The sequence below is a fragment of the Domibacillus sp. A3M-37 genome (genome assembly GCF_024213455.1).
Lineage (GTDB): Bacteria > Bacillota > Bacilli > Bacillales > Domibacillaceae > Domibacillus > Domibacillus tundrae.
Genome location: NZ_JANAVL010000014.1, coordinates 45,658 through 66,652 on the forward strand (window position 1 = coordinate 45,658; position 20,995 = coordinate 66,652).

Sequence of the window (20,995 nt, forward strand, 5' to 3'; positions counted from 1 at the left end):
AACATGCGGCATCACCCTAATCAAGAACATGCTAACATGTGGCATCACCCTAATCAAGAACATGAGAACATGCGGCATCACCCTAATCAAGAACATGAGAACATGTGGCATCACCCTAATCAAGAACATGAGAACATGTGGCATCACCCTAATCAAGAACATGAGAACATCAAATATAAACATGATGAGTACGAGAACAAAATGCATCCTGATTGCGGATGTAATTGAGGCGAATAATTAGGTTTGAAATTCAAAAAAAATCACCAAAATGAATAACGTATACATTTTCATTCGATCCCTTGACAGGATTGATTGTCGGTAATCAATCTTATGTAAACTTTTATTTGAACGGAACCCGTGCCATATCAGCGTTTATCGGCTGTTTCTTGCTTCTTTAAAATTATCAACGGTCCGTTCTGTTTATGCAAGATGACTCTTAAACCGTTGGCACGGATGCATTCTTCTGTGTATATTCGTATGAACTGGCGCTGTTAGTCGTGTGCAGCCAAGTCAAGTAGTGGACAGTTTGCCGCTGCATAAAATCGTGCATAAACGCAGCGTCCAGATTTGACCTTATTGGCGGAAAATGGACGCATTCCTGGCTTTTTTTACGTCCGCGGTCCGACCCTCACTACGCCGATGAAACGAGCCAACTTATTATCTTTTTTCATAAAAAAGATTATGAGTAGTGACAAGTGCTTAGTCCAATACGTTTCTCTATTCATATTTTATAGGGTAAATCAATCAAGAGACATTGATTTGTATAATTGCTTGCTACCTTCCATAAGGAGGTGAATGATATGGGTGGTTATTACGATGGTTATGGCTATGGTCACAGCCACGGCGGTGGTTACGGCGCTTACAGCAATGAATTTGTGCTGATTCTAGTGTTGTTCATTCTTTTAATCATTATTGGTGCTACATTCGCCGGTGGCTATTAATTTAAATGACTGGCGCCATTTCAAGTTCTCAACTGCTTGGAAATGGCGTTTTTACGTGTGCTGCCGGTTTGTATGCGTTAATCTCCGCTGTGATGACATCATTATGCATCGGCTCGCTTGGTCGGCATCCTTAACGATTGTGACCGCACTAAAGCGCTCCAGTTGTACATATATTGGTTAGGCAGTGTCACCCTTGTTTCACTTTCTTTTAATGGGTACCTTTTGAAAGCAGCTGTTCCATCAGGTAGCTGCTTTTTTTGCATGTACCCTTGAGAAAATGGCTGAACAATGAGGTAGCCGCCTTCGACGTTTTTAATACAAAGCCTACGATAAATTAAGCGTATGGAAGCTGGAAGCAACGTGGCCATGTTGACCACATAAAACCTCCGATAACCATTCAAGCGTCCACCGTGCCAGGATCGCTTTTTTTTATAGACGCTTTATGGTTCCACTTCATAGATTCCATGGTCTTTATATTACGCGCAATGACCTACCGAAAGAATAAAACACCTTTTTTATTTAAAAATGAAAAGTAAGGAGATGATAAGACTGTTCAAAAGAAAAAGAACAGGACTGGAGATGTTGCGAATGAAATTTGGAGTGACGTATCAAACATCAAAACGAGTGGGAAGTTTGTATATGCCTGCTGGGCCAGATCGATACGAAATTGTAGAAATAGATGCCAGTATCGGTAAAGCACCGGATGAATTAATAAAAAAAGAAATAGGCGTTAAAGTAGAAAGGAATCCTGAAAGTATTTATATATACGCAATCGAGATGGTACAACTTTAGAGCTAAATAAGGTGTACATAACAGTTTTTATACAGCTACACCAGCACTTGATCATTATCGAGATGTGAGGGTTTCCCGAAGGACTTTTCTTTTTAATTTTAAATATCTAAATGCAATTAATATTACGTCAGCTTAATATCATCGTTAAACACCGGTACATCAATGTTTCTTTAATATCAGCAATTTATCATTTATTCATTTTGTATACATCAGCATTAAATCAACATTTTTCAGCCTGTTTCCTTTTCGATTGGTACAGTTTTTGTGCATCATACATTTCTCTTTTTAGCGGATGGATTGTCAGGTTCAATCAGGAATCCAGGGTAACAACTACCATTGAATGTAGCGATCAATCGATGTAATCTATAAATACAAGCTGCATTGTACGTCACGATCTAAAGTTTTAACCTTTAAGCTGGAACAGGGAGTTTTAAATTGAGTCCGGAATGACACGCCTCGTTCGTTTTTTGACCAATGAGGACAGGCAGGATGGTTTCTGCGAACACCCACTTTTAGGAGTGGTGGTTTAAAACTTTCTCCTATTCAACGGCAAAAGCGGCTTATACTATTCACTTTAATCCAGACCAGTTTCCTTCGGGAAGCTGGTCTTTTGTGTATTTATTGGTTACACCAACATTCTCACATCGGTCGAAAATTAAGCACATCTCTTTTAGGACCTCCGAAAGTGCTGGATGAGCCAGCGGACGGCCTGCACCTGTATAAACGAGTCAACTTATTATTCTATTTCACAAAAAAAGATTACTAGTGGAGACAAACGCTTAATCCAATATATTTTTCTATTCATATCCTATAGAATAGGTCAATTAAAAGACATTGATTTATATAGTTGCTTCACTACCTGTTTGTTAAGGAGGTGGAAAATTAATGAGTGCAGTAGCAGGATATGGTGGCGGCGGATACGGCCGCGGCTTTGCATTAGTGGTCGTTCTGTTCATTCTTTTGATTATCATTGGAGCATCGTTTGCTGGTCGTGGAGGTTATTGCTAATGTTCTCTTCACGGATCAGGCATCATTTTTCAAAAAGGTGATGCCTTTATTTATCAGAACAGGAGGTGTTTTTCATGCGTTGTCCGAGACCGATAGTCTGCCCACCGCGATGTGTGTACCATGATTCCTACATTCCCCGTGAGGTTCCTTATATTCATCCGATTGTACACGTTAACCGGCAGCATATTGTCAATGTTCCGCGGCATATTTACCAGCCCATTACAAGAAATGTCGTCATCGACCCGGGCTATCCACGCGGATGTGGCCGTCCTTACTAATGATAGAGGAATGACACTCCCACTTTTTACACGACTGTCTTCACTGCAGTCGATTTTTTACGTTAGAAAACCACTGTACTTGATTCTTTATATTTTACTAATAAATAGGAAGGCACTTTCGTGGCTCTGTGTCAGCATTTGCCCTTTCAGGTTTCTGATGCGGATACATACGGTGCCTCATCGGTTAATTTTCACTCCACGAATTCCAAGTAGCCGTTGTGGTTTTAAAATAAAGTTGCGATGTTTATAAAAAAGTCGTATCGTTTTGAAGAAAGTTGAACCGAATTGGGAGGATACGTTATGCCTGTTATTAGCGTGAAATTGACAAAAGGAAGAACCAGTGAGCAAAAACAACAATTTATTTGTAAAAGGTAGTTATTCTGCTTAAGGGTAATTGCCTTTTTTATTGTTAAGAAGTTGTAGGTGTAGTTTTATAAAATAGATTGATTATTTGGAACAAAATTCGATTATTTAAAATAAAGATTGATTAAAAATCCTGTGTTAATTTTTCTACGCAGGATTTTTTCTTATTCCACAATCGGGCCAGATTGTGGAGTTGCTGTACTTCTAAAGCAATAAACGTAACAAAAACAACTTAATGTAAGGGCTTGAGCGTCGGGTTGATAAAGAATTGATACATAATTTTTGGAAGGTAAAACAAACTAGAATTAAATGATTCACTAAAGAATGAGTTTTTAACTTGGGAATGGTGGATATTAGTCTGTTTTTTAGTTGTACCTTGGGTTACATGGGCTAAACTCGTTAAAAGAGACATTATTTTAGAACTTTTGTTGTTTGGTACTATAACAGCAACCTTATTTGATGGAGTTGGTTTACAATATAGATTTTGGGATTATCCCATTGCATTCCTACCTATTATTCCCAGGGCCTTTCCTTTAGATTTTTCAATGATACCTGTGGCTTATATGTTGTTATATCAATACTAAAACCAGCCTATTATCTCAAGCTCAAGATCTTACAACTACGTAAAATTTATATTGGAGGAAAAAACTTTGGAAGAAGTTAATATTGGTTTACTGACGATCAAAACCCTCGTAGGTTTTGTCACCTTATTTTTTATCATTATCGTAACAGGAAGAACATCCATTTATCAGTTAACCCCGTTTCACTTAGTTTTTGTGTTAGTACTTGGAGATTTTTTAGGGAATACCATTTATGAAGATAAGGTAAGGATTTTTCATTTTTTATATGCCATCGGATTGTGGACGTTTCTTATGTTGGGAATAGAGTTTTTGACTCTAAAAAATAAATCGACACGTTCTCTCTTATTAGGCGATCCTAACATCATCATTCGGGATGGAGTCATGGACCGAAAGTTACTTAAGAAAAACAAATTAGATGTAAATCAAGTATTGAGTATACTCCGTCAAAATAATGTTTTTTCAGTTAGGGAAGTCAAATACGGTATATTGGAATCTAATGGACAAATAAGCATATTATTACAATCAAAGTATCAAAAACCAGAAAAGCAAGATCTCAATCTTCCAGAAAGTCCAGTAAACCTCCCAACATCGTTAATTATAGATGGGGAAATTTTATGGGATAATTTACATGAACTCGGATTTGATCAACAGTGGTTAGATAACCAATTAACTATCAATGGATATGATAATGTAAAGCCTATACTCTACGCAGATTGGCGTGAGAGCGAAGGCATACATATAAGTCCCCAATAAAATTTTGTTAGGATAGGTGCATATCAATATTCTTGGTGAATATAATGTGGATTTAAAAAAGATTCACTGTTTAAACAAAATTGAACCGTTTAGCATAGAATGGGTTTTAAGGATTTATCTGATAGGGTGTTTGTTACTCTTGAGTCTTCCATAATCGGGCGCGATTATTGAGTAACACAATTAGGAAATAATCAAACTTTTTTATAAAATCGAAGCTTTGATCTACTGATAAAGAATCCATCTTGATCAATCTTTTTTCAAAATGGATTCTTTTAAATTATCGTAAAATGCCGGTTTGTGAGATCTTTTTGATCAAACTTTATTTCAAAGCAACAGTAGGGCAGCAGAACTGCTAATTAATTTCATTATCCGCAATGGAATGATAATTTTAAAATGTGAATTTTAATTTTATCTTGCGCACTTTTTATCTTTAATTTGCGCATTAGGCTATAAAGGACCCATGATTATTTTGTTGGCAATCATGATCCTCTTTCTGGTTTATTCAATTAGTGTTCGATAATAGACCGAAACTATTTAATAAATAAAGGCAGTTACTCGCCCCAATGGAACCGAAAACCGTCCATAAAAAAAGGGGGCCTTATGAGGTGACTGCTTTGCTAGTTATTGGAGGTTTCACATGTCAGGACAACCACTTGTTAAATTTATCATATACTTTATATTAAAAACGTCGAAGGTAGCTACCTTAGCGTGTAGCTATTTTTTCAACGGTATATTCATCACTAACGTCAGTATATGTGCGAATGGCTTGGTTTAGTCTTTTCTAGCTCCGAATGGCAAAAGACATTGACTTCCTGCTCAAAAGATCAAGAAGTTGCCGGAAATGAAATGCCTGCATAAAAAGCCGTGGACGTAGAGGAAATATATAAGAAAATCAAAAAAGTGACCTTTAAGCGGCGCCCACTTAATTTAGGTATCCGAAGGTTGAGGGGGTATTAATATCACAGTCTGACCTATTGCATGTAACCATATTGGAAACGTGAAAAAGCAGCTATCTGGTACGATAGCTGCTTTTCAAACAGTATTGATTATTAGAAAATGAAACAAGATTGCCGCTGCATTAAATGCCGACATAAACGTAATCACGGCGAAAATCAATGCATACGAGTAAGTGGCAGACGCAGAAGCACAACCGAATCGCCATTTTTAAGTAATTGAGAACTCCTGAAGGAAGTCGCTAAAATGGCGTCTGATGGAAGAGTAATATTGATGTCGGATCATTTAAATTACCATCCGCCAGCAATTGTAGCACCAACAATGACTAAGAGAATAAACATCACTACAATAAACGCAAAGCCGCCGACACCGCCACCACTAGCATAGCTACCCATATCATTTCGCCTCCTTTACAAAAAAGTAGTGAATTAATTATATAAATCAATGTCTAGTAATTGACCTATATACTATAAGATATGAACAGAAAAGCGCATTGGATTAAGCACTTGCCCTACTGATCATCTTTTTTTATGAAAGAGGGTAATAAGTTGTCTTGTTTCACCTGTACTGGAGTCCTGGTGAACGGCAGGCAGGGATCGAAAACTGAAGGGGTGCCGAAAACCTCCGATTCCAGCGATTACTAGAGGCTTACGCCGTTTCAATACACATGGTAGTGTATAAACTAAATTAAGGGTAGCGTGACCCTACCCTTACTACCTCCATTAGGCTCAGGATCACATTCTTACATTTACTACATCTGTCATTCGGCGGGTGTAGTTTTTGCGTATGGATCCATAAAAACTCCTTAGCGATTCTTAAAAATTAATGTAATTGCTACCTGTACTACCTTATGTACTTCAATACTCGTCTTTTTTAAACATGAGAATGTTGGGTTCAAAAGGGACGTTTTTTGTTATCTAAGGGAAATTTGTTATGATGTCGAGACTTTACCCAACTCTTTTTTATCTTTTATTTGATTAAAATAAATTTGTCAATTGATATTTAGTTAAGAGACCTCCAATTTTCAAATCACCATTGCAATGATTACAATAAAAAGAATTTTTATATCCACATGTTGAAGGGGAAAAATGAAAAGAATGATTAAAATAGATAAATCCTTGAAAAATTGTTTTATTGTTATTGTCTGTCTCCCACGATCTTTGTGAGCTGTTTTCTTCTAAATTAATATTCCAAGTAGACTCAAGCAAAGTCTGTTATGGCCAATGAGTAAAGTAATTGCCTTCTAAGGGGGCTTGTAAGATTAGAATTTAACGAAAACGTAAGAATGCTAAGTAAAGTCATTGATCGGAATTTATACGAAGAAGCTGTGAATATTCTTTCCGGTACGATGAACAGGACAACAATTTTTAACTTTTCGGTTTCTTAGTGAATATACCTTAATCAATTCTTTTAATCTTTTCATATAATAAATGTAAACAATTATACGAGGCATGCATTTAGTTACATTAAATGTAAAAAACATACTGAGGATTGAAGAAAAATTTATAAAAGAAAGGAGGTGAGCAAGTATGCCATTTTATCCTCCAAACCCCGGTCAAAGACAATTCTATCCTTATTCAAGATCGTTTGGACGGCCATCAAATCCCGGTCCATTTCAGCCTTATCCAAGATTGTTTGGACGGCCATCAAATCCCAGTCCATTTCAGCCTTATTCAGGATCACCTAGACCTTATCCTAGACAAGGATATCAGGGCTTTGGACCAAGTTACCAAAATCAAGGATTGTTCGCACAAAGTAGAAACCCTGTGTCTCCTCAAGGCCAGAAAAGCCTTTTTACGTGGGGCAATTTAAATCAAGCGATGATTCATGCAGGGAATGTATCCAGCGGGCTTAGTTCAATAAGACAAATGGGTTCTCTTTTTAATATCCTACGTTAGGGACATTCCGTTTTTTCTCAAAATAAAGACAATTTTTCTTTTATAGATGTAAATTGAATGTAGGATTAGCAAGTATATAAATAGAACATCGTAAGATAAGTTATGGGAAAAGGGATTTCTCAGAAGGCCCTTTTCTTTTTAAAAAGGGGAAACAAATGGATGTTATTTATAGTGTATTACCATTATATCTCTGTGTCATAAAAACAAGATACTGTTCTTGAACAGTCTTATGTAAACAAGGCTGGTGTTTTTATTCCTGCAACATTCTAAATTAATTGTGAAGCTATAAGAATTAACAATACAAGTTCCTCGAGAAACCAAACAGGGTTTAACCCCAAAAAAGACGGGCTTTTTTATTTTGAAGAGCTACACTTTAAAACGATGCTTGAATATGCTAGGTAATAATGAAAATTAATGCTTGAAAAGAGGTATATGATGATTCAACTATCGGGTAGGCCCTTTCAACAAAGTGACATGTGGCCGTCTGGCAGCATTGAAAGAATAATCATTGAACGGATGAATGAAGATACAGCCGTCTACTCGTATCAATCCATGGATGAATTATCATTTGAGCTCAAGTTACGAAAAAACATCATAGCAAGCGCAAGAGCCATGAATCAAAGCCATGTTCGGTTTGCAGACTTTGCGAATTCTCGCTGCAACCCTCAATACTGGAATTTGATGCGTACCGGCGGATTCCTGCTGCGACAGGGTGTCAAACCATCAGACGCCATTCGAGACATCTACCTAAACAGTTCACAGTATGCGTTTGAATGTGCAGTGGCAAAGGTCATTATTTATTATCATGCGGTCCTAAACCTAATAGGGGAATCCTTATTTAATCAATTATTTCAAAATATCTATTTATACAGCTGGCACGCGGATCCTGACCTCGGAGTAAGAGCAGCTTATACAAGGCATTTTTTACCTGGGGATGTCGTCTATTTTAATAATCCGGACTTCGATCCGAAGACCCCTTATTGGCGAGGAGAAAACGCTGTTGTTCTAGGGGGTGGCACGTATTTCGGGCATGGGCTAGGAATAAAGACAGCTGAACAAATGATTCATGCGCTGAACCAAACGAGAAGGCCGGGGTCAAATCAGCCAGCCTATCTGACAAATGTAGTGACAAGGCCATCTTTCAAGCATTTAGCGAAACTTTCGATGTCACAGTCCGTTTATTCGATTCATAAACCTCAGCATATGGTTGTCCAGCATAATGAAAGCTCGATTCCATTTGATCGGTATGTGTCCTATTTTTAATCATCAGCTTAAACGCATCGGGTGAACATAAAATTCAATCAAAGTACTGCTGAAAACGTTAATTTATCGATAAATAAAAGAACTTGTTTTGAAAAAAGATGGACGAAAACAAGACGATCCCCCTATATTCCGGAAAAAGAGGCTGCAAACACCGAGGGCACTGAAAAAGTCTATTTAGTAATAATTAAGCCAGGCATTCGATAATGAAACCGTCGAGTGCCTGACTCTGTTGTTTATAATGAACTCAATACATACAGGTGGTGTCCCCGATGATATCAAACTCGGTTAAATAGACAGGAAAGTTTTGAATACGTATTTATTCTTGTACTGTTAGGACTCCACATATACAACTCTATATACACCGCTAACATAAGCAGAAAAGCCGAGATTTTTTCTCGGCTTTTTTTAATGAATAAAAAATAGTATACCCTGCTCTGAGGGCACTGAAAAACTTGTGTTTTTAAATTTCCCCCTATTTTCTTTTATACTTTTATTTGTTTTCCTCCTTAATTAAAGTTTGGAATTCTTTCCACTTCAATTCTCCAGCCCTTTTTTCAAGATCAACCATCTTAACCTACTGAGACCCGTTTCTCGTACAGCGTCCTTTTTGATTTATTTTCTTGTGTTCTTTGATGAAAAATAGAGCAATTGGGTTATATACCGGTGGCTTTTATAAAGCGATTCACCTTTTTAGTGAGGAGATGGAAAAAAAGGCCGGATAGGTTAACTAACCTTTTCAATTGTTGTTTTCATGGAGGTTCTTCTTGCAAAATCTGCTCAATCCGTGGTGAAAGATTTTCAATAATGTTTTGTTGAGCAGTATCCTGATAAAGTGTTTTTGACCATTGATTTTCAGGACTAAAAACAAATATTTCAAAGCTTGCCTGGACCGTTTTTAATTTTTTCCTTTGCAGGGGTTTCTGAAATGATCAATCTACGTTTGGGGTTTAAAACAAGCAAGTTTTTTCCCTCTTTAGCATTTACCTCATACCGTATATTTTATTGGAGAAAAGTTTTATACTTAAATATTAGTAATTTTGATTTTAGTAAACTTTTGTCTACTACAATAATTTAGTTTCTGCATAAATTATTAAATATAACCTGTAAATAAAATAAAAAGGAGGATGTTTATGCCTATTTCAAATATATACAATCTTTGTTGTAAACATTTTGGAAAAACGGTTAGAATCAATTGTCGCGATGGCAGGGTTTATACAGGAAGAATCAGTAGAGTGACAAGAGATCACGTTTGGATTCATCCTACTTCAGGCTTAGCAGGATTTGGTTACGGGTTTTATCGAGGAGGATTTGGGATTCCGATCGCTCTTGCTGCAGTTGGTGGTTTTGCTTTAGGATCAGCGTTCTTCTGGTAAAGATAAATCCATTAATGTAAATAAATATTCTTTCCCGTTTTTCGTTTTTTTGTGCATGGAAGTGTGGAAGATTCACAAGTTCTTTGATGAACTGGGTATGCAAGTGGCAGGTCTCCTTCGTGTTTGTCTCGACAACGTTCACGATAAACGACCTGCCACTTGTTTTCATTTATTTTGCTTGTCAACTACATCTCATGGTGAAGAACCCATAAAATGAATAATTATTTGTATAGATATACTCATGCGGAAAGCCGGTTTTTATTATATTGACTAGTAGATCATGCTTTCGTCCTGATACCATTTAAATTCAAGAAGGTTGTTGGATGGGTCACGCAGAAAAAAAGTAATATGTTCTTCTTGTTTTCCCTCAAATCGTACCATCGGTCTTTGAAAAAAAGGTAAGTCTTGCTTAACTGCAAATTGCAGTAATTCATCGAATTCTTTTCGGTTTACGAATGTCATTCCAAAATGCCGGGGATATATTTTCGGTGATGTATCCACACTTTCAGGGCTTAAATGGCAGACGACTTGATCTCCAAAAAAATCAAAGGTAACGCGGTCAGAGTATCTTCTCGCTAGCTTACATCCCAGTTTCTCATAAAAATTTGCCGTTTCGTCCAGGTTCTTGCAAGGAATGGCAAGATGGAACACTTTGTTTACCTCTCTCATTTTATACTCCTCACTTAGTTCATACTCTTCCTTCATGTAAAAAGTGTAAGGTATGAACCCGATCCTCAATGTTTCCGTCGGAATAGGGACCGGGATAGAAACATTAGCCAGATTGACATTCGATCCAGTTATGTTGATAAAAATCGTTTGCATTTTTTTGTGGCCGCTTCAAAAATGATTTTTGTAAATCAACCTCGCTTTCATAACTTTGTCAATCATTTTAGTCTCATCTCTCCATTTTCCCCGCAACCTTTATTCGTTCCGTTTCCTGTGGCTCCTGTCATCACCTTAAAGAAGCCCATATGGATAAACATACCATGATTCATCTTCAATATATGTTTTCCAAATCTCAGTTAATAATAGATTCCCACTTTTATTAAACAATTAAGTGCTAATCCTATACCATTTTTGTTACATATAATTGCTCAGTTAGCCATCTATGCAGCGCAAGTACTTCAACACCAATTATGGGAGGAAACTGCAGGGGAATGGAAAAATAAAAGCAGGGAGATCTTAACAGCAGTATGAAATTACTTATAGAAGTGCGAAATAGGCATAAAATCTAACCTCACCTAACTTATTAAATTTCAATTATAGATGATACCCAGTACACTTTTACCGGGTCTGCATAGGTTATAAAGGTAAACAAATGAAAGGGGAGAAGGAGTTTAATGGAATCTGATAAACAAAACCTTCCAAGCCGGCCCGATGGGTCCCTCAACAATTTTATAAATGCGTTTGATTCTTTTTTCAATGAGCCGTTCCGGCAGTTCGACGACTTTCGTAATCGAGGTTCATTTTCGGTTGATTTGCATGAAACAGAAATGGATTTCGTGGTTGAAGCAAAACTTCCAGGCTACAAAAAAGAACAGATTCAAGTGGAAATGCTAAGGAATGATCGGTTGAGGATTCACGTAGAAAACTCGGAAACAACAGAAGTAAGAAAGGATGAAAATATACGTTATTATACAAAAAGACCGTTGGATAAAATAGAAAAAATTGTACAATTGCCATTTCCTGTCCTGGAAGATGCCCCCAACGCAACTTATCAGGATGGATTATTAAGGATTGTTCTAAAAAAAGGAAAGAGACGGTTTATTAAAATCGACTGAATTGGTTAGAAAAATAAGAGTTGTCTACAAGCTGAAAAGAGGCCGAGACTTTACCGGCCTTTTTTCTCTTTTATGTGATTAAAATCAGTTTCTCGCCTAATATGTATTGAATAAGCATTGACTCTTCGGCTCGTGGCTGCCTCCCCTGTCATTAGAAATAACAGAACATCAGGCAAAACGGGATCTCCACATGATTTGAGTCAAAGAGAACATTTCCGGTCTCTTTCGAAGCGAAAAAGGCACACAGGATTTCATGACGATCCGTTCCTTTTTATCAGCCGTGCGTAAGCAAAGCCGGCCACTATTGAATGCTTTAAAGGAGGTGGTAGAAGGAACGTCTATTCTAAGCTGACTGGCTGCGCCAAAAAGCGAGGCCTATTTGACATGGTCTGAGTAGTTACCACGCGTGATTTTTTTATGAATTTTGCTGCTTGCCCCGTAAAAGTAGATGAAACCAAACTAACTGTATTAAAGACGCAATAATTATGCCGACTACAGTATCTGTCATTCTGTCTCTAGCATAATGTTTTGTTTGGTGTTCAAATACAAAGACAAATAATATGGTGAGGGCCACTTGATGAAGGACAACCTTTTTAAAGTGCAGCCACTTTGTAATAAAACATCCTATAAGAATCAATAGCCCTAAGCTCCACCCATTTACACTCATATGGCTTCCGATTAACACAGTGAAGAAAATACCAATTATCGTTCCAATTATACGCTGTATGGATATCTGAACCGTTTTGTGAAATGTAGATTGCAGACACAGGATAACCGATATTGGAGCTAAGTAGGGATGATCGGAACCCAACAATTTTGCTAATTCCCATGACAAAGTAGATCCTATGGCCATTTTCCATATTAGAAAGGTTAAGCTCCGTTCGTAAAAGTACACTTTTACGCGAAGTTCATTTGAATGATAAACACTTTATTGTCAGATTAGTTAGGGGAATTTTTATTTTATATTAAATGTTTATATATACAGATAATGCAACAATTACTACAATAAAGCCCGCAAACGATTCACTCTTTTGGATTTACCTCTCCTGTGGTCTAATTTTTGCTATATGTGTCCAAATAATGAATTTCCCCATCATTTTTTAAAATATAAAACTAAAATAAAGACTAAAACGTCCTACTGTACACTTACTTCAAGATATAATAAAACTAAGTAAGGTTTAAATCATTAATAAGGAGGCGTTTAAATTGGGAAGGCGTTATTGCGTATTGGCCAAGTGGCGAAATTAAGCGGTTTATCTTCACGTACAATTGATTACTATACACAGTGCGGACTTCTGCCGGTTGAGCGTTCTTCTGCTAATTACCGTCTCTATCCAGAAAGTGTGCTGCAGACATTAGAGAGAATAAAGTTCTTAAAAAAACAGAGAATGTCGATTGCGGAGATTGAGCAAGTGCTCCATGAACCTGCAGACAAGGAATTAGATCCGATTATGCATGATGTGCAGGATGAAATGGAATGTCTGCAAAAAAAACTCACATCACTTGAAGAAAAATTAAAGGATGCGCCTAAAGAAGAAAAAGAGCGCGTGCATAAAATTTTAGAGCAGAAAATGATGGATATTATGAAACTATTAACCATGCTATGACAATACCTGGAGGTGAATCCCTCATAAGAGGGAAATAATTGGACATTATTACAACCATAAATTTGTTTTTGCTTGTACTTTTGCTCGGGCTGACGGCTTTCTTCGTTGGTTCAGAGTTTGCGGTGGTCAAGCTGCGTATGTCGCGCATTGACCAGCTGATTGCAGAAGGAAACCAAAAAGCCGTACTGGCCAAAAAAGTAGCTGGCGACCTGGATTACTATTTATCGGCATGTCAGCTTGGCATCACTGTGACAGCACTCGGGCTTGGTGCGCTCGGAAAGCCGGCAGTGGAGAGCCTGCTGTATCCGGTATTTAACTATTTTAATGTCTCAGATGCTGCGGCATCCGCATCTTCTTACGCAATTGCGTTTATCTTGGTGACGTTTCTTCACGTTGTAGTGGGCGAAATGGCACCGAAAACACTGGCGATCCAGTTTTCTGAGAAGGTAACGCTTCTTCTAGCCCCATGGCTGTACCGGTTCGGCAAAATTATGTTCCCACTCATTTGGGCATTAAACGGAACATCACGTGTGCTTCTCCGCTCATTTGGTGTAAAGCCGGCAGGACATGGTGAATCATACTCTGAAGATGAATTACGTATCATTATGGCGCAAAGCTTTCAGGGTGGCGAGATCAACCGGTCGGAGCTTTCGTATATGGAAAACGTCTTTACATTTGACGAGCGTGTGGCAAAAGACATTATGGTGCCAAGAACAGCGTTTATAGCGCTTGATAAAGAAATGCAGTATAGCGATATTGTTCAGGTACTGGCTGAACATAACTATACACGCTACCCTGTGACAGAAGATGGCGATAAAGACCGCATTATTGGTGTTGTTAATGTGAAGAAAATGCTGACGCATATCGCAGCGGGCCGTGAGCGCAAGCTGGAAGAGTTTGTGCGGGACCTTCCATTGGTTCACGAAGTAACAAGCCTTCAAAATGCGCTTTTAAAAATGCAGAGTGCCCGTGTTCACATGGCACTGGTCATTGACGAATACGGCGGAACGGCCGGTATCATCACAATGGAAGACATTCTGGAAGAGCTCGTTGGCGAGATTCGCGATGAATTTGATACAGACGAAGTGGCAGACATTGTGAAAAAAGGCGAAAATCAATATGTGATTAACAGCCTTGTTCTTTTAGAGGAATTAGAAGACCGGTTTGGGATTGAATTTGAAGGAAGCGAAGACGTCGACACGATCGGTGGCTGGATCCAGTTTAAAAAGATGGAAAGTGTCCAAGTCGGGGATACCATTGAGCAGGGCAGCAATATCTGGACGGTCACTGAAATGGATCACTACCAAATTAAACAGGTGCTCCTGGAACGCGTGAAAGTCGAAGAAGAGGAAAACGAGTAATAATTGGATAACACGAATATTTTTGGAGGTGAATCCCTCAAGAGAGGGAAATAATTGGACAGTATAATATTATTAAACTTGTTTTTAGTGGCATTAATGATTGCACTGACGGCTTTCTTCGTAGGCGCTGAATTTGCAATCCTGAAAGTGCGTATGTCCAGAATTGACCAGCTGATTGCAGAAGGAAACAAAAAAGCAGTACTGGCCAAGAAAGTAGCCCACGATTTGGATTACTACTTGTCTGCCTGCCAGCTTGGTATTACGATTACCGCGCTTATCCTGGGTGCGCTCGGGGAGCCGACGGTTGAGAAGATCCTTCACCCCGTCTTTGAAAGCATGGAGTTATCGGATACGATGGCGACTGTCCTTTCATACGCCATTGCTTTATCACTCGTAACATTTTTACACGTGGTGCTTGGAGAACTGGCTCCGAAAACGCTGGCTATTCAATTTGCGGAAAGAATGACACTGTTACTGGCGCCTCCGCTTTATTGGTTCGGTAAAATTATGTCTCCATTTATCTGGGCATTAAACGGTGCAGCGCGCATTTTCCTCCGTATGTTTGGTGTAGAGCCAGCAGGACATGATGAAGTTCACTCTGAGGAAGAATTGAAACTCATCATGCACCAAAGTTTTGAGAGCGGTGAAATTAACCAGACAGAATTAAATTACTTGGAAAACATCTTTGCCTTTGATGAACGCATGATTAAGGACATTATGATTCCGAGAAAACAGATCGTCACCCTTGAAAAAGATATTTCGTTTGAAGACATGATTGCCGTTTTTGATGAAAACGATTATACACGCTATCCTGTCACAGAAGCACATGACAAAGACCAGGTAATTGGCTTTTTGAACACAAAAGAAATGTTAACGCATATTGCAGCGGGCAACGACCGTGAAATGGAGCGTTTTATACATGACATGCCGCGCTTCCATGAAGCCACGCCGATTCAGGCTGTTCTTTTAAAAATGCAGCAGAGCCGGACACACATGGCCATCGTAACGGATGAGTATGGCGGCACAGCGGGTGTTGTGACCATGGAAGACATCCTGGAAGAAATTGTTGGCGAGATCCGGGACGAGTATGATACCGACGAGCTGCCAGATATCCAGTTGAAAAGCGACTCGGAATATGTGGTGAATGGGCGTGTCATGCTGACCGATTTAGAAGAGAGATTCAATTTGGATTTTCCAGACAGTGAAGACCTGGATACAATAGGCGGCTGGATTCAGACACAAAGCGACAAGGTCCCTGAAGAAGGAGATACCATTGAGCTTCAATCACACCTTTGGACGGTAATAGAAATGGAAAGTTACCAGGTCAAAAGAGTTGAACTTCAGCTAAATACAGTATCAAATTCCTAATAAACAAAGCATGATTCTGTTTTAGAATCATGCTTTTTGAATACCATTCCTTATTTTTTGTAAACATCGCTATCTAAATCAAAGACTTTTGTAGATTATTCCTTATATGGAATACAGTGTGCATTTTATTTTGTGAAACATTTTACTTACATTGTCGTATATAGTTGTATAGTACAGGTTTTATTATTGATAATGTCTCCTAATCAGGAGAAAGTTTATGAAAAACCAGGAGGGTCTTTAGTGTTTAAACGTATTTCCTTATTTATTTTTGTGAACATTTTAGTATTAGTCACCGTTACAACGATCACCACGCTGCTTGGTGTAGAAAGTTATATTGGCGGCGGTGGATATGGTTCCTTGCTTGCCTTTAGTGTCATCGCAGGTTTTAGCGGCTCCATTATTTCATTGTTAATGTCCCGCATGATGGCGAAATGGTTGATGGGCGTCCAATTGATTGATGAACTTGCTCCTCATGGTGACTATGAACGATTTGTATTAGAAGAAACATACCGGTTAGCACGCGTAGCCGGTTTGAAAGTGATGCCGCAAGTCGGCATTTATCATTCACAAGAAGTGAACGCTTTTGCTACTGGGCCAAGCAAAAAGCGTGCATTAGTAGCGGTTTCAAGCGGTATGTTAGAAAGAATGGATCATCATGCCATTAGTGGGGTTATCGCACATGAAATAGCACACATCAAGAATGGTGATATGGTGACCACAACTTTGTTGCAGGGCGTCATTAACACCTTCGTTATTTTCTTCTCCCGTATTGCTTCAAAGATCGTTTCGGGTTTTGTAAGAGAAGACATGGCTCAAATTGTTTATTTTGTATCTTCGATTATTTTCGAGATTCTATTCAGCATTTTAAGCAGTCCGATTATCTTTTGGCATTCAAGAAAACGTGAATTTAAAGCGGACAAGCTAGCTGCCGAGCTGGGTGGAAAGGGAAATATGATCCACGCATTAGAATCACTAAGACAGACTGTCAGCCTGGTTGATGACAGCCAAAAGTCTATCGCGGCTTTTAAAATTAGTGGGAATGAAAAATTTTCCAGACTATTTTCTACCCACCCGCCGCTAGAAGAGCGCATTGAACATTTGAAATCACTTTAACAAAAAAAGATTTCCTGCATTTAAATGATGCAGGAAATCTTTTTTATTTATGCAGCTATTCATTCATACAGGCAAGATTAAGGAGATGATGAAGAAAGGTATACTTTTGATAAATACTTCCTCCTATCCTTAAAAGCGCCTTCCTTGCAGTAAGAGCTTCCAGTTATAGCGGTGATTTATTTTGTTTTTAAGAGCTTGGAAATACTCTTTGAACAGTATCACTAAACTCTTCAAAGAATCCTTCCACGGGCTCGCCAGCCTCAATCCGATCTGCATACTCCTTCATTTGTTTGCTGAAATCTGGATCTGCAGAAACATATACTTTTTCAACTGAAGTGTCTGCTTCCTTTACTTTTTCTTCAATTTTATTTTTTAAGTCATCACTAACATTCGTTCCGTTTTGTAGATCAACGGCTGTATAAGCACGATGATCGGTTAGAAGCACTGCCGCATCCTTTACTTCTTCAATTTCCTCTACCTTGTCCGCTGCCTTATCAGCTACGTCTAAATCGGCGTCATTGTTTTGGTTATCGTCCGTTATATCATTGTCTGTATTTTGATCATTTGTAGCTGTGTTTTCCGCTGCGGTATTATCTTTTTGGTCTTCGGCGTTATCATCATTGCCCATACAAGCAGTGAGTAAAAACATAGCCATAAAAGCTGAGGCGTAAATCGATATTTTTTTCATTCATAATCCTCCTATATCGTTATATAGGGTAGAATCTCCAATAAACCAATTGATATTCCACATGGACAATAAAAGAAATAGCCATTGTTTAAACAATGGCTGTTTTATTCAGTTTGTTTCACAGCGGATACCAAACTGGTTGTGATTCCTACACATATGACAGCAAGGCATGATAATAAAAGAGAGCCATTTGACATGATAATGCTTCCAGTGAAAACGATCATAAAGTCAAAGATAAAAATGATCATACCTGGATTTAACTTTCTGCGTCTGGCAAACATAAGGGCAAGAAGGTCAGTTCCTCCAACGCTTATATTAGACCAAAGCATGCTTCCGATTCCAAGGCCTACAGTGATACCCCCTAGAATGGCAAATACGAAGGGAATATGATATTGTTCACCAATCGAATGCAAGGGATAAAGCAAATCAATCATAAATGAAGAAAAAAGCATGCCGTGGAGGCTGTTATAAAAAAAGGAACGATTATAGAACCAGGAATAAATAAAAATAGGTGTATTTACCATAATGATAACTAGTCCCACTTGTATGCCGGTTACATAGTGGGAAACAAGCCCAATACCGATGGTTCCGCCATCCAGCAGCTCGGAGGGAACAAGAAAGACATTGACACCTATAGCAATTAAAAAGCTGCCGATTAATATGGAAAATAATTTATTCAGAAAGGCCATGTACCTCTTCTCCCTAAAGTTAGATTTTAGGTTATATGAGGTTTATATGTGATAAATGATGAAAACATTTCACTGTGGAACAGAAGTTTAAAATCAAAGTTCTTAAACATCTCAACTATAAAAAAGGAAAATGGCAAGTATGAAAGATATAAGCTATTTTAATAAAAGATAATTTGTAATACCTTGTTTTATCAGAATGAACCTGTTAGGTGGAACAAGAATAAGCTAAATTAGCTAACGAAAAGGAGAGATTCATTTTGCTTAATCAGACTGGAAGCAGTTTAAATATCTACCATATTTCTAAGCTTTCTCACTATACAGGAGATTTACTTCTAAATGTAGGAAATACCATGACAAATATTGGTCAGAATATCGAGTTAGAAAAAGTAATCAAAGAAAACACAGAAAACGGTAATCGGTTGCCAGATACTCTGCAGCACATTGGAAGCTTGTCTATTGCTTTAGGGGAATTGGTGATGACAGTGAACAAAACGTTTGGTGTAGATAGAACTAAATACTAATGAATACAGAAAAAGATCGATAATGTTTTTAAAGTAGATTCTCTTCAATGATTTCAGCTAAGGTGGAAGACCACTTTCCACGGCAGCCGCAGTTTTTGCGCGGCTTGTTCATACCGGTGCTGTGCAGCCTCAGGCTTATACAGCCCGTTAGGGGAACTGTTCCGTGTCAGTTCGCGTGAGACGGCAGGAAACCGACCGGTCAATTCTTCTAACAATGTCCCGGAGGGAACAGCCGGATTCCTTTAATGTTTTTATGCGTGTGCGCTCAAATGTGCTAAGATGTTGGCAGCTCATGACAGCCCTCCGTGAATGTTTGTGTAGGAACTTACATTTTACACGAAGCTGCCACGGGCGTTTTTTATTTTCTAGGTGTTGCACTTAATATTACAATCCGTCTTAATAAAAGAATATCATTAATGTTTTTTGCAAAAACATTAATGAAACATTTTAGTGGTTCAATCGTACTTAAATTAGAGTGACTCAAGGATAACTATATAAACGATCATGAAAGAAGAATTAAGCATTCATGAAAGGATAAGTCTTCCTATTTTAATTCATTAAGGAGTGTGTTTAGGTTGTTTAAAAAAATTTTAGCGAAGTTAGGTAAAGGAGCGGCGGTAGTTGATTTACGATTTGAAAATCGACCTTACAAAGCTGGTGAAACTTTAGAGGGTGAGTTATTGATACATGGAGGAGAGGTAACTCAACAAATTAATAATTTGTCAGTGCGATTCATGATGGGAGTAAATACCAAACAAGGTGAAACTGCTTCACGCCAGGTAGCTTTAGTGCCAATTAGCGGGCCATTTAGCATAGAAGCTAAGCAGGTCAGACATTTCCCTTTTAATTATACAATTCCAACTGACCTTCCACTAACCAGAGGGACAGTTTCTTATTTTTTTGATACACAATTGGATATAGATGCTGGGGTAGACCGCACAGATCTAGATTATCTTATACTTACCGCCCCGGAACGATTGCAAAATGTTTTTAATGCCCTTGAGCATTCAGGTTTCCGGGAAAAAGCAACTTCAGGAAAAATCGATGCTTTTGGCCAAGAATTTGAATTTTTCCCTACAAAAGCTTTTACAGGACAGATAAACGAACTAGAGCTGCGATTTGCGAATGAGGACTCAGGAATACGTGTATGGATGGAAGTCGATTGCCGTTATGGGTATCAAGAAATAGAAGCAAAAACTGAATTTCTTATAGAGAATGAGTGGCTGGTGGATAAAGAAAAGCTTGCCGGTTTCTTCAATGAAAGGATTTCCGAAGTTGTAGAAAACCCAGAATTATTTAGGCAGCCGTTTTCCTATCAATCTCAATATAGAGGCGGTAAGCCGCATGGTATAGGCGGCATGGTGGGTGGATTGGCAGCTGGTGTATTAGGTGGTATGCTTCTGAGTGAAATCATGGATGGCCTTGATTTAGATGGAATGACTGAAGGCGCTGCTGATATGCTTGGTATGGAAGAGGATCTGTTTGACATGGATAATGAAAATGAAATAGAAGAATTTGGTGACTTCTTTGATGATGGCGAAGATTAAAGAATGGATTGTATGCAAACAGATGGTCAAATTGTATAAAAATAAAATGAATGTAACTCTGTGCTCCTTAAAGGGGAGCAGGTGTTAAAGCGAAGTTGTCATGATAGGGTAGTATA

General features: G+C 38.3%; 22 protein-coding genes, 1 other RNA gene and 1 pseudogene. 17 read left to right on the forward strand and 7 right to left on the reverse strand.

Features of this window, described 5'->3' with window-relative positions:
• The 8 genes from NLX67_RS17240 to NLX67_RS17270 form a co-directional block, all read left to right on the forward strand.
• The coding region (locus tag NLX67_RS17240; RefSeq protein ID WP_254312723.1) for a hypothetical protein at window positions 1-228 on the forward strand (228 nt) is incomplete at its 5' end.
• A gap of 572 nt (window positions 229-800) precedes the next feature.
• On the forward strand, window positions 801-941 hold the full coding sequence (locus NLX67_RS17245) for a YjcZ family sporulation protein (RefSeq protein ID WP_254312724.1): 141 nt from the start codon (window positions 801-803) through the stop codon (window positions 939-941).
• A gap of 588 nt (window positions 942-1,529) precedes the next feature.
• Complete coding sequence (locus NLX67_RS17250) at window positions 1,530-1,733, forward strand: hypothetical protein (protein WP_254312725.1); 204 nt, start codon at window positions 1,530-1,532, stop codon at window positions 1,731-1,733.
• A gap of 370 nt (window positions 1,734-2,103) precedes the next feature.
• Window positions 2,104-2,299, forward strand: a non-coding RNA gene (gene ssrS, locus NLX67_RS17255) — 6S RNA.
• A 319-nt stretch (window positions 2,300-2,618) separates the two neighbouring features.
• Entirely contained in the window at window positions 2,619-2,741 is a 123-nt protein-coding gene (locus NLX67_RS17260; RefSeq protein ID WP_254312726.1) for a YjcZ family sporulation protein, read from the forward strand.
• Between the two features lie 74 nt (window positions 2,742-2,815).
• Window positions 2,816-3,019: a hypothetical protein gene (locus tag NLX67_RS17265; RefSeq protein ID WP_254312727.1), complete on the forward strand. Its 204-nt coding sequence runs from the start codon at window positions 2,816-2,818 to the stop codon at window positions 3,017-3,019.
• Between the two features lie 791 nt (window positions 3,020-3,810).
• Window positions 3,811-3,966, forward strand: coding sequence for a CBO0543 family protein (locus NLX67_RS22965; RefSeq protein ID WP_305882037.1), 156 nt, complete (start codon window positions 3,811-3,813; stop codon window positions 3,964-3,966).
• Window positions 3,967-4,032: 66 nt separating this feature from the next.
• Window positions 4,033-4,716: a DUF421 domain-containing protein gene (locus NLX67_RS17270; protein ID WP_254312728.1), complete on the forward strand. Its 684-nt coding sequence runs from the start codon at window positions 4,033-4,035 to the stop codon at window positions 4,714-4,716.
• A 1,244-nt stretch (window positions 4,717-5,960) separates the two neighbouring features.
• Here the strand turns inward: NLX67_RS17270 and NLX67_RS17275 are convergent.
• Together NLX67_RS17275 and NLX67_RS17280 are read right to left on the reverse strand one after the other, a co-directional pair.
• Window positions 5,961-6,065 (reverse strand): YjcZ family sporulation protein, encoded by a 105-nt coding sequence (locus NLX67_RS17275; protein ID WP_254312729.1) that lies wholly within the window; start codon window positions 6,063-6,065, stop codon window positions 5,961-5,963.
• A gap of 1,108 nt (window positions 6,066-7,173) precedes the next feature.
• Entirely contained in the window at window positions 7,174-7,353 is a 180-nt protein-coding gene (locus NLX67_RS17280; RefSeq protein ID WP_254312730.1) for a hypothetical protein, read from the reverse strand.
• 650 nt (window positions 7,354-8,003) lie between these two features.
• Here NLX67_RS17280 and NLX67_RS17285 point away from each other — a divergent pair.
• The gene (locus tag NLX67_RS17285) at window positions 8,004-8,831 is read left to right on the forward strand and encodes a protein-glutamine gamma-glutamyltransferase (protein WP_254312751.1); all 828 of its coding nucleotides are present in this window, start codon (window positions 8,004-8,006) and stop codon (window positions 8,829-8,831) included.
• A gap of 1,130 nt (window positions 8,832-9,961) precedes the next feature.
• Window positions 9,962-10,204, forward strand: a complete 243-nt coding sequence (locus NLX67_RS17295; protein ID WP_254312731.1) for a hypothetical protein — start codon at window positions 9,962-9,964, stop codon at window positions 10,202-10,204.
• Window positions 10,205-10,474: 270 nt separating this feature from the next.
• On the opposite strand, the gene NLX67_RS17300 is transcribed toward NLX67_RS17295, so the two are convergent.
• Window positions 10,475-10,873, reverse strand: a complete 399-nt coding sequence (locus NLX67_RS17300) for a VOC family protein (RefSeq protein ID WP_254312732.1) — start codon at window positions 10,871-10,873, stop codon at window positions 10,475-10,477.
• Between the two features lie 671 nt (window positions 10,874-11,544).
• Between NLX67_RS17300 and NLX67_RS17305 the strand changes: the two genes are divergently transcribed.
• Window positions 11,545-11,985, forward strand: coding sequence for an Hsp20/alpha crystallin family protein (locus NLX67_RS17305; RefSeq protein ID WP_254312733.1), 441 nt, complete (start codon window positions 11,545-11,547; stop codon window positions 11,983-11,985).
• A 415-nt stretch (window positions 11,986-12,400) separates the two neighbouring features.
• Here the strand turns inward: NLX67_RS17305 and NLX67_RS23275 are convergent, their stop codons facing one another.
• A complete protein-coding gene (locus NLX67_RS23275; protein ID WP_375143402.1) occupies window positions 12,401-12,838 on the reverse strand; it encodes an FUSC family protein in 438 nt (145 codons plus the stop codon).
• 367 nt (window positions 12,839-13,205) lie between these two features.
• Here NLX67_RS23275 and NLX67_RS17310 point away from each other — a divergent pair, with 367 nt between their 5' ends.
• From NLX67_RS17310 to htpX, 4 genes are all read left to right on the forward strand, one after another.
• Window positions 13,206-13,592, forward strand: a complete 387-nt coding sequence (locus tag NLX67_RS17310) for a MerR family transcriptional regulator (protein ID WP_254312734.1) — start codon at window positions 13,206-13,208, stop codon at window positions 13,590-13,592.
• Window positions 13,593-13,630: 38 nt separating this feature from the next.
• Window positions 13,631-14,953: a hemolysin family protein gene (locus tag NLX67_RS17315; protein ID WP_254312735.1), complete on the forward strand. Its 1,323-nt coding sequence runs from the start codon at window positions 13,631-13,633 to the stop codon at window positions 14,951-14,953.
• A 54-nt stretch (window positions 14,954-15,007) separates the two neighbouring features.
• The gene (locus NLX67_RS17320; protein WP_254312736.1) at window positions 15,008-16,321 is read left to right on the forward strand and encodes a hemolysin family protein; all 1,314 of its coding nucleotides are present in this window, start codon (window positions 15,008-15,010) and stop codon (window positions 16,319-16,321) included.
• A gap of 240 nt (window positions 16,322-16,561) precedes the next feature.
• Window positions 16,562-17,434 carry a protease HtpX gene (gene htpX, locus NLX67_RS17325; RefSeq protein WP_254312737.1) on the forward strand — a complete coding sequence of 291 codons (873 nt, stop codon included), beginning with the start codon at window positions 16,562-16,564 and terminating at the stop codon, window positions 17,432-17,434.
• A gap of 187 nt (window positions 17,435-17,621) precedes the next feature.
• Here htpX and NLX67_RS17330 read toward each other — a convergent pair whose 3' ends face one another.
• Window positions 17,622-18,122, reverse strand: a complete 501-nt coding sequence (locus tag NLX67_RS17330) for a YhcN/YlaJ family sporulation lipoprotein (protein WP_254312738.1) — start codon at window positions 18,120-18,122, stop codon at window positions 17,622-17,624.
• Window positions 18,123-18,226: 104 nt separating this feature from the next.
• Entirely contained in the window at window positions 18,227-18,811 is a 585-nt protein-coding gene (locus tag NLX67_RS17335; RefSeq protein ID WP_254312739.1) for a YitT family protein, read from the reverse strand.
• A 257-nt stretch (window positions 18,812-19,068) separates the two neighbouring features.
• Here NLX67_RS17335 and NLX67_RS17340 point away from each other — a divergent pair, with 257 nt between their 5' ends.
• Window positions 19,069-19,332 (forward strand): hypothetical protein, encoded by a 264-nt coding sequence (locus NLX67_RS17340; protein WP_254312740.1) that lies wholly within the window; start codon window positions 19,069-19,071, stop codon window positions 19,330-19,332.
• Window positions 19,333-19,366: 34 nt separating this feature from the next.
• Here NLX67_RS17340 and NLX67_RS23455 read toward each other — a convergent pair.
• Window positions 19,367-19,626 (reverse strand): annotated as a pseudogene (locus NLX67_RS23455) (helix-turn-helix domain-containing protein); the annotation flags it as partial.
• Between the two features lie 281 nt (window positions 19,627-19,907).
• Here NLX67_RS23455 and NLX67_RS17345 point away from each other — a divergent pair.
• Window positions 19,908-20,879 (forward strand): sporulation protein, encoded by a 972-nt coding sequence (locus tag NLX67_RS17345; protein ID WP_254312741.1) that lies wholly within the window; start codon window positions 19,908-19,910, stop codon window positions 20,877-20,879.
• Window positions 20,880-20,995 lie beyond the last annotated feature (116 nt).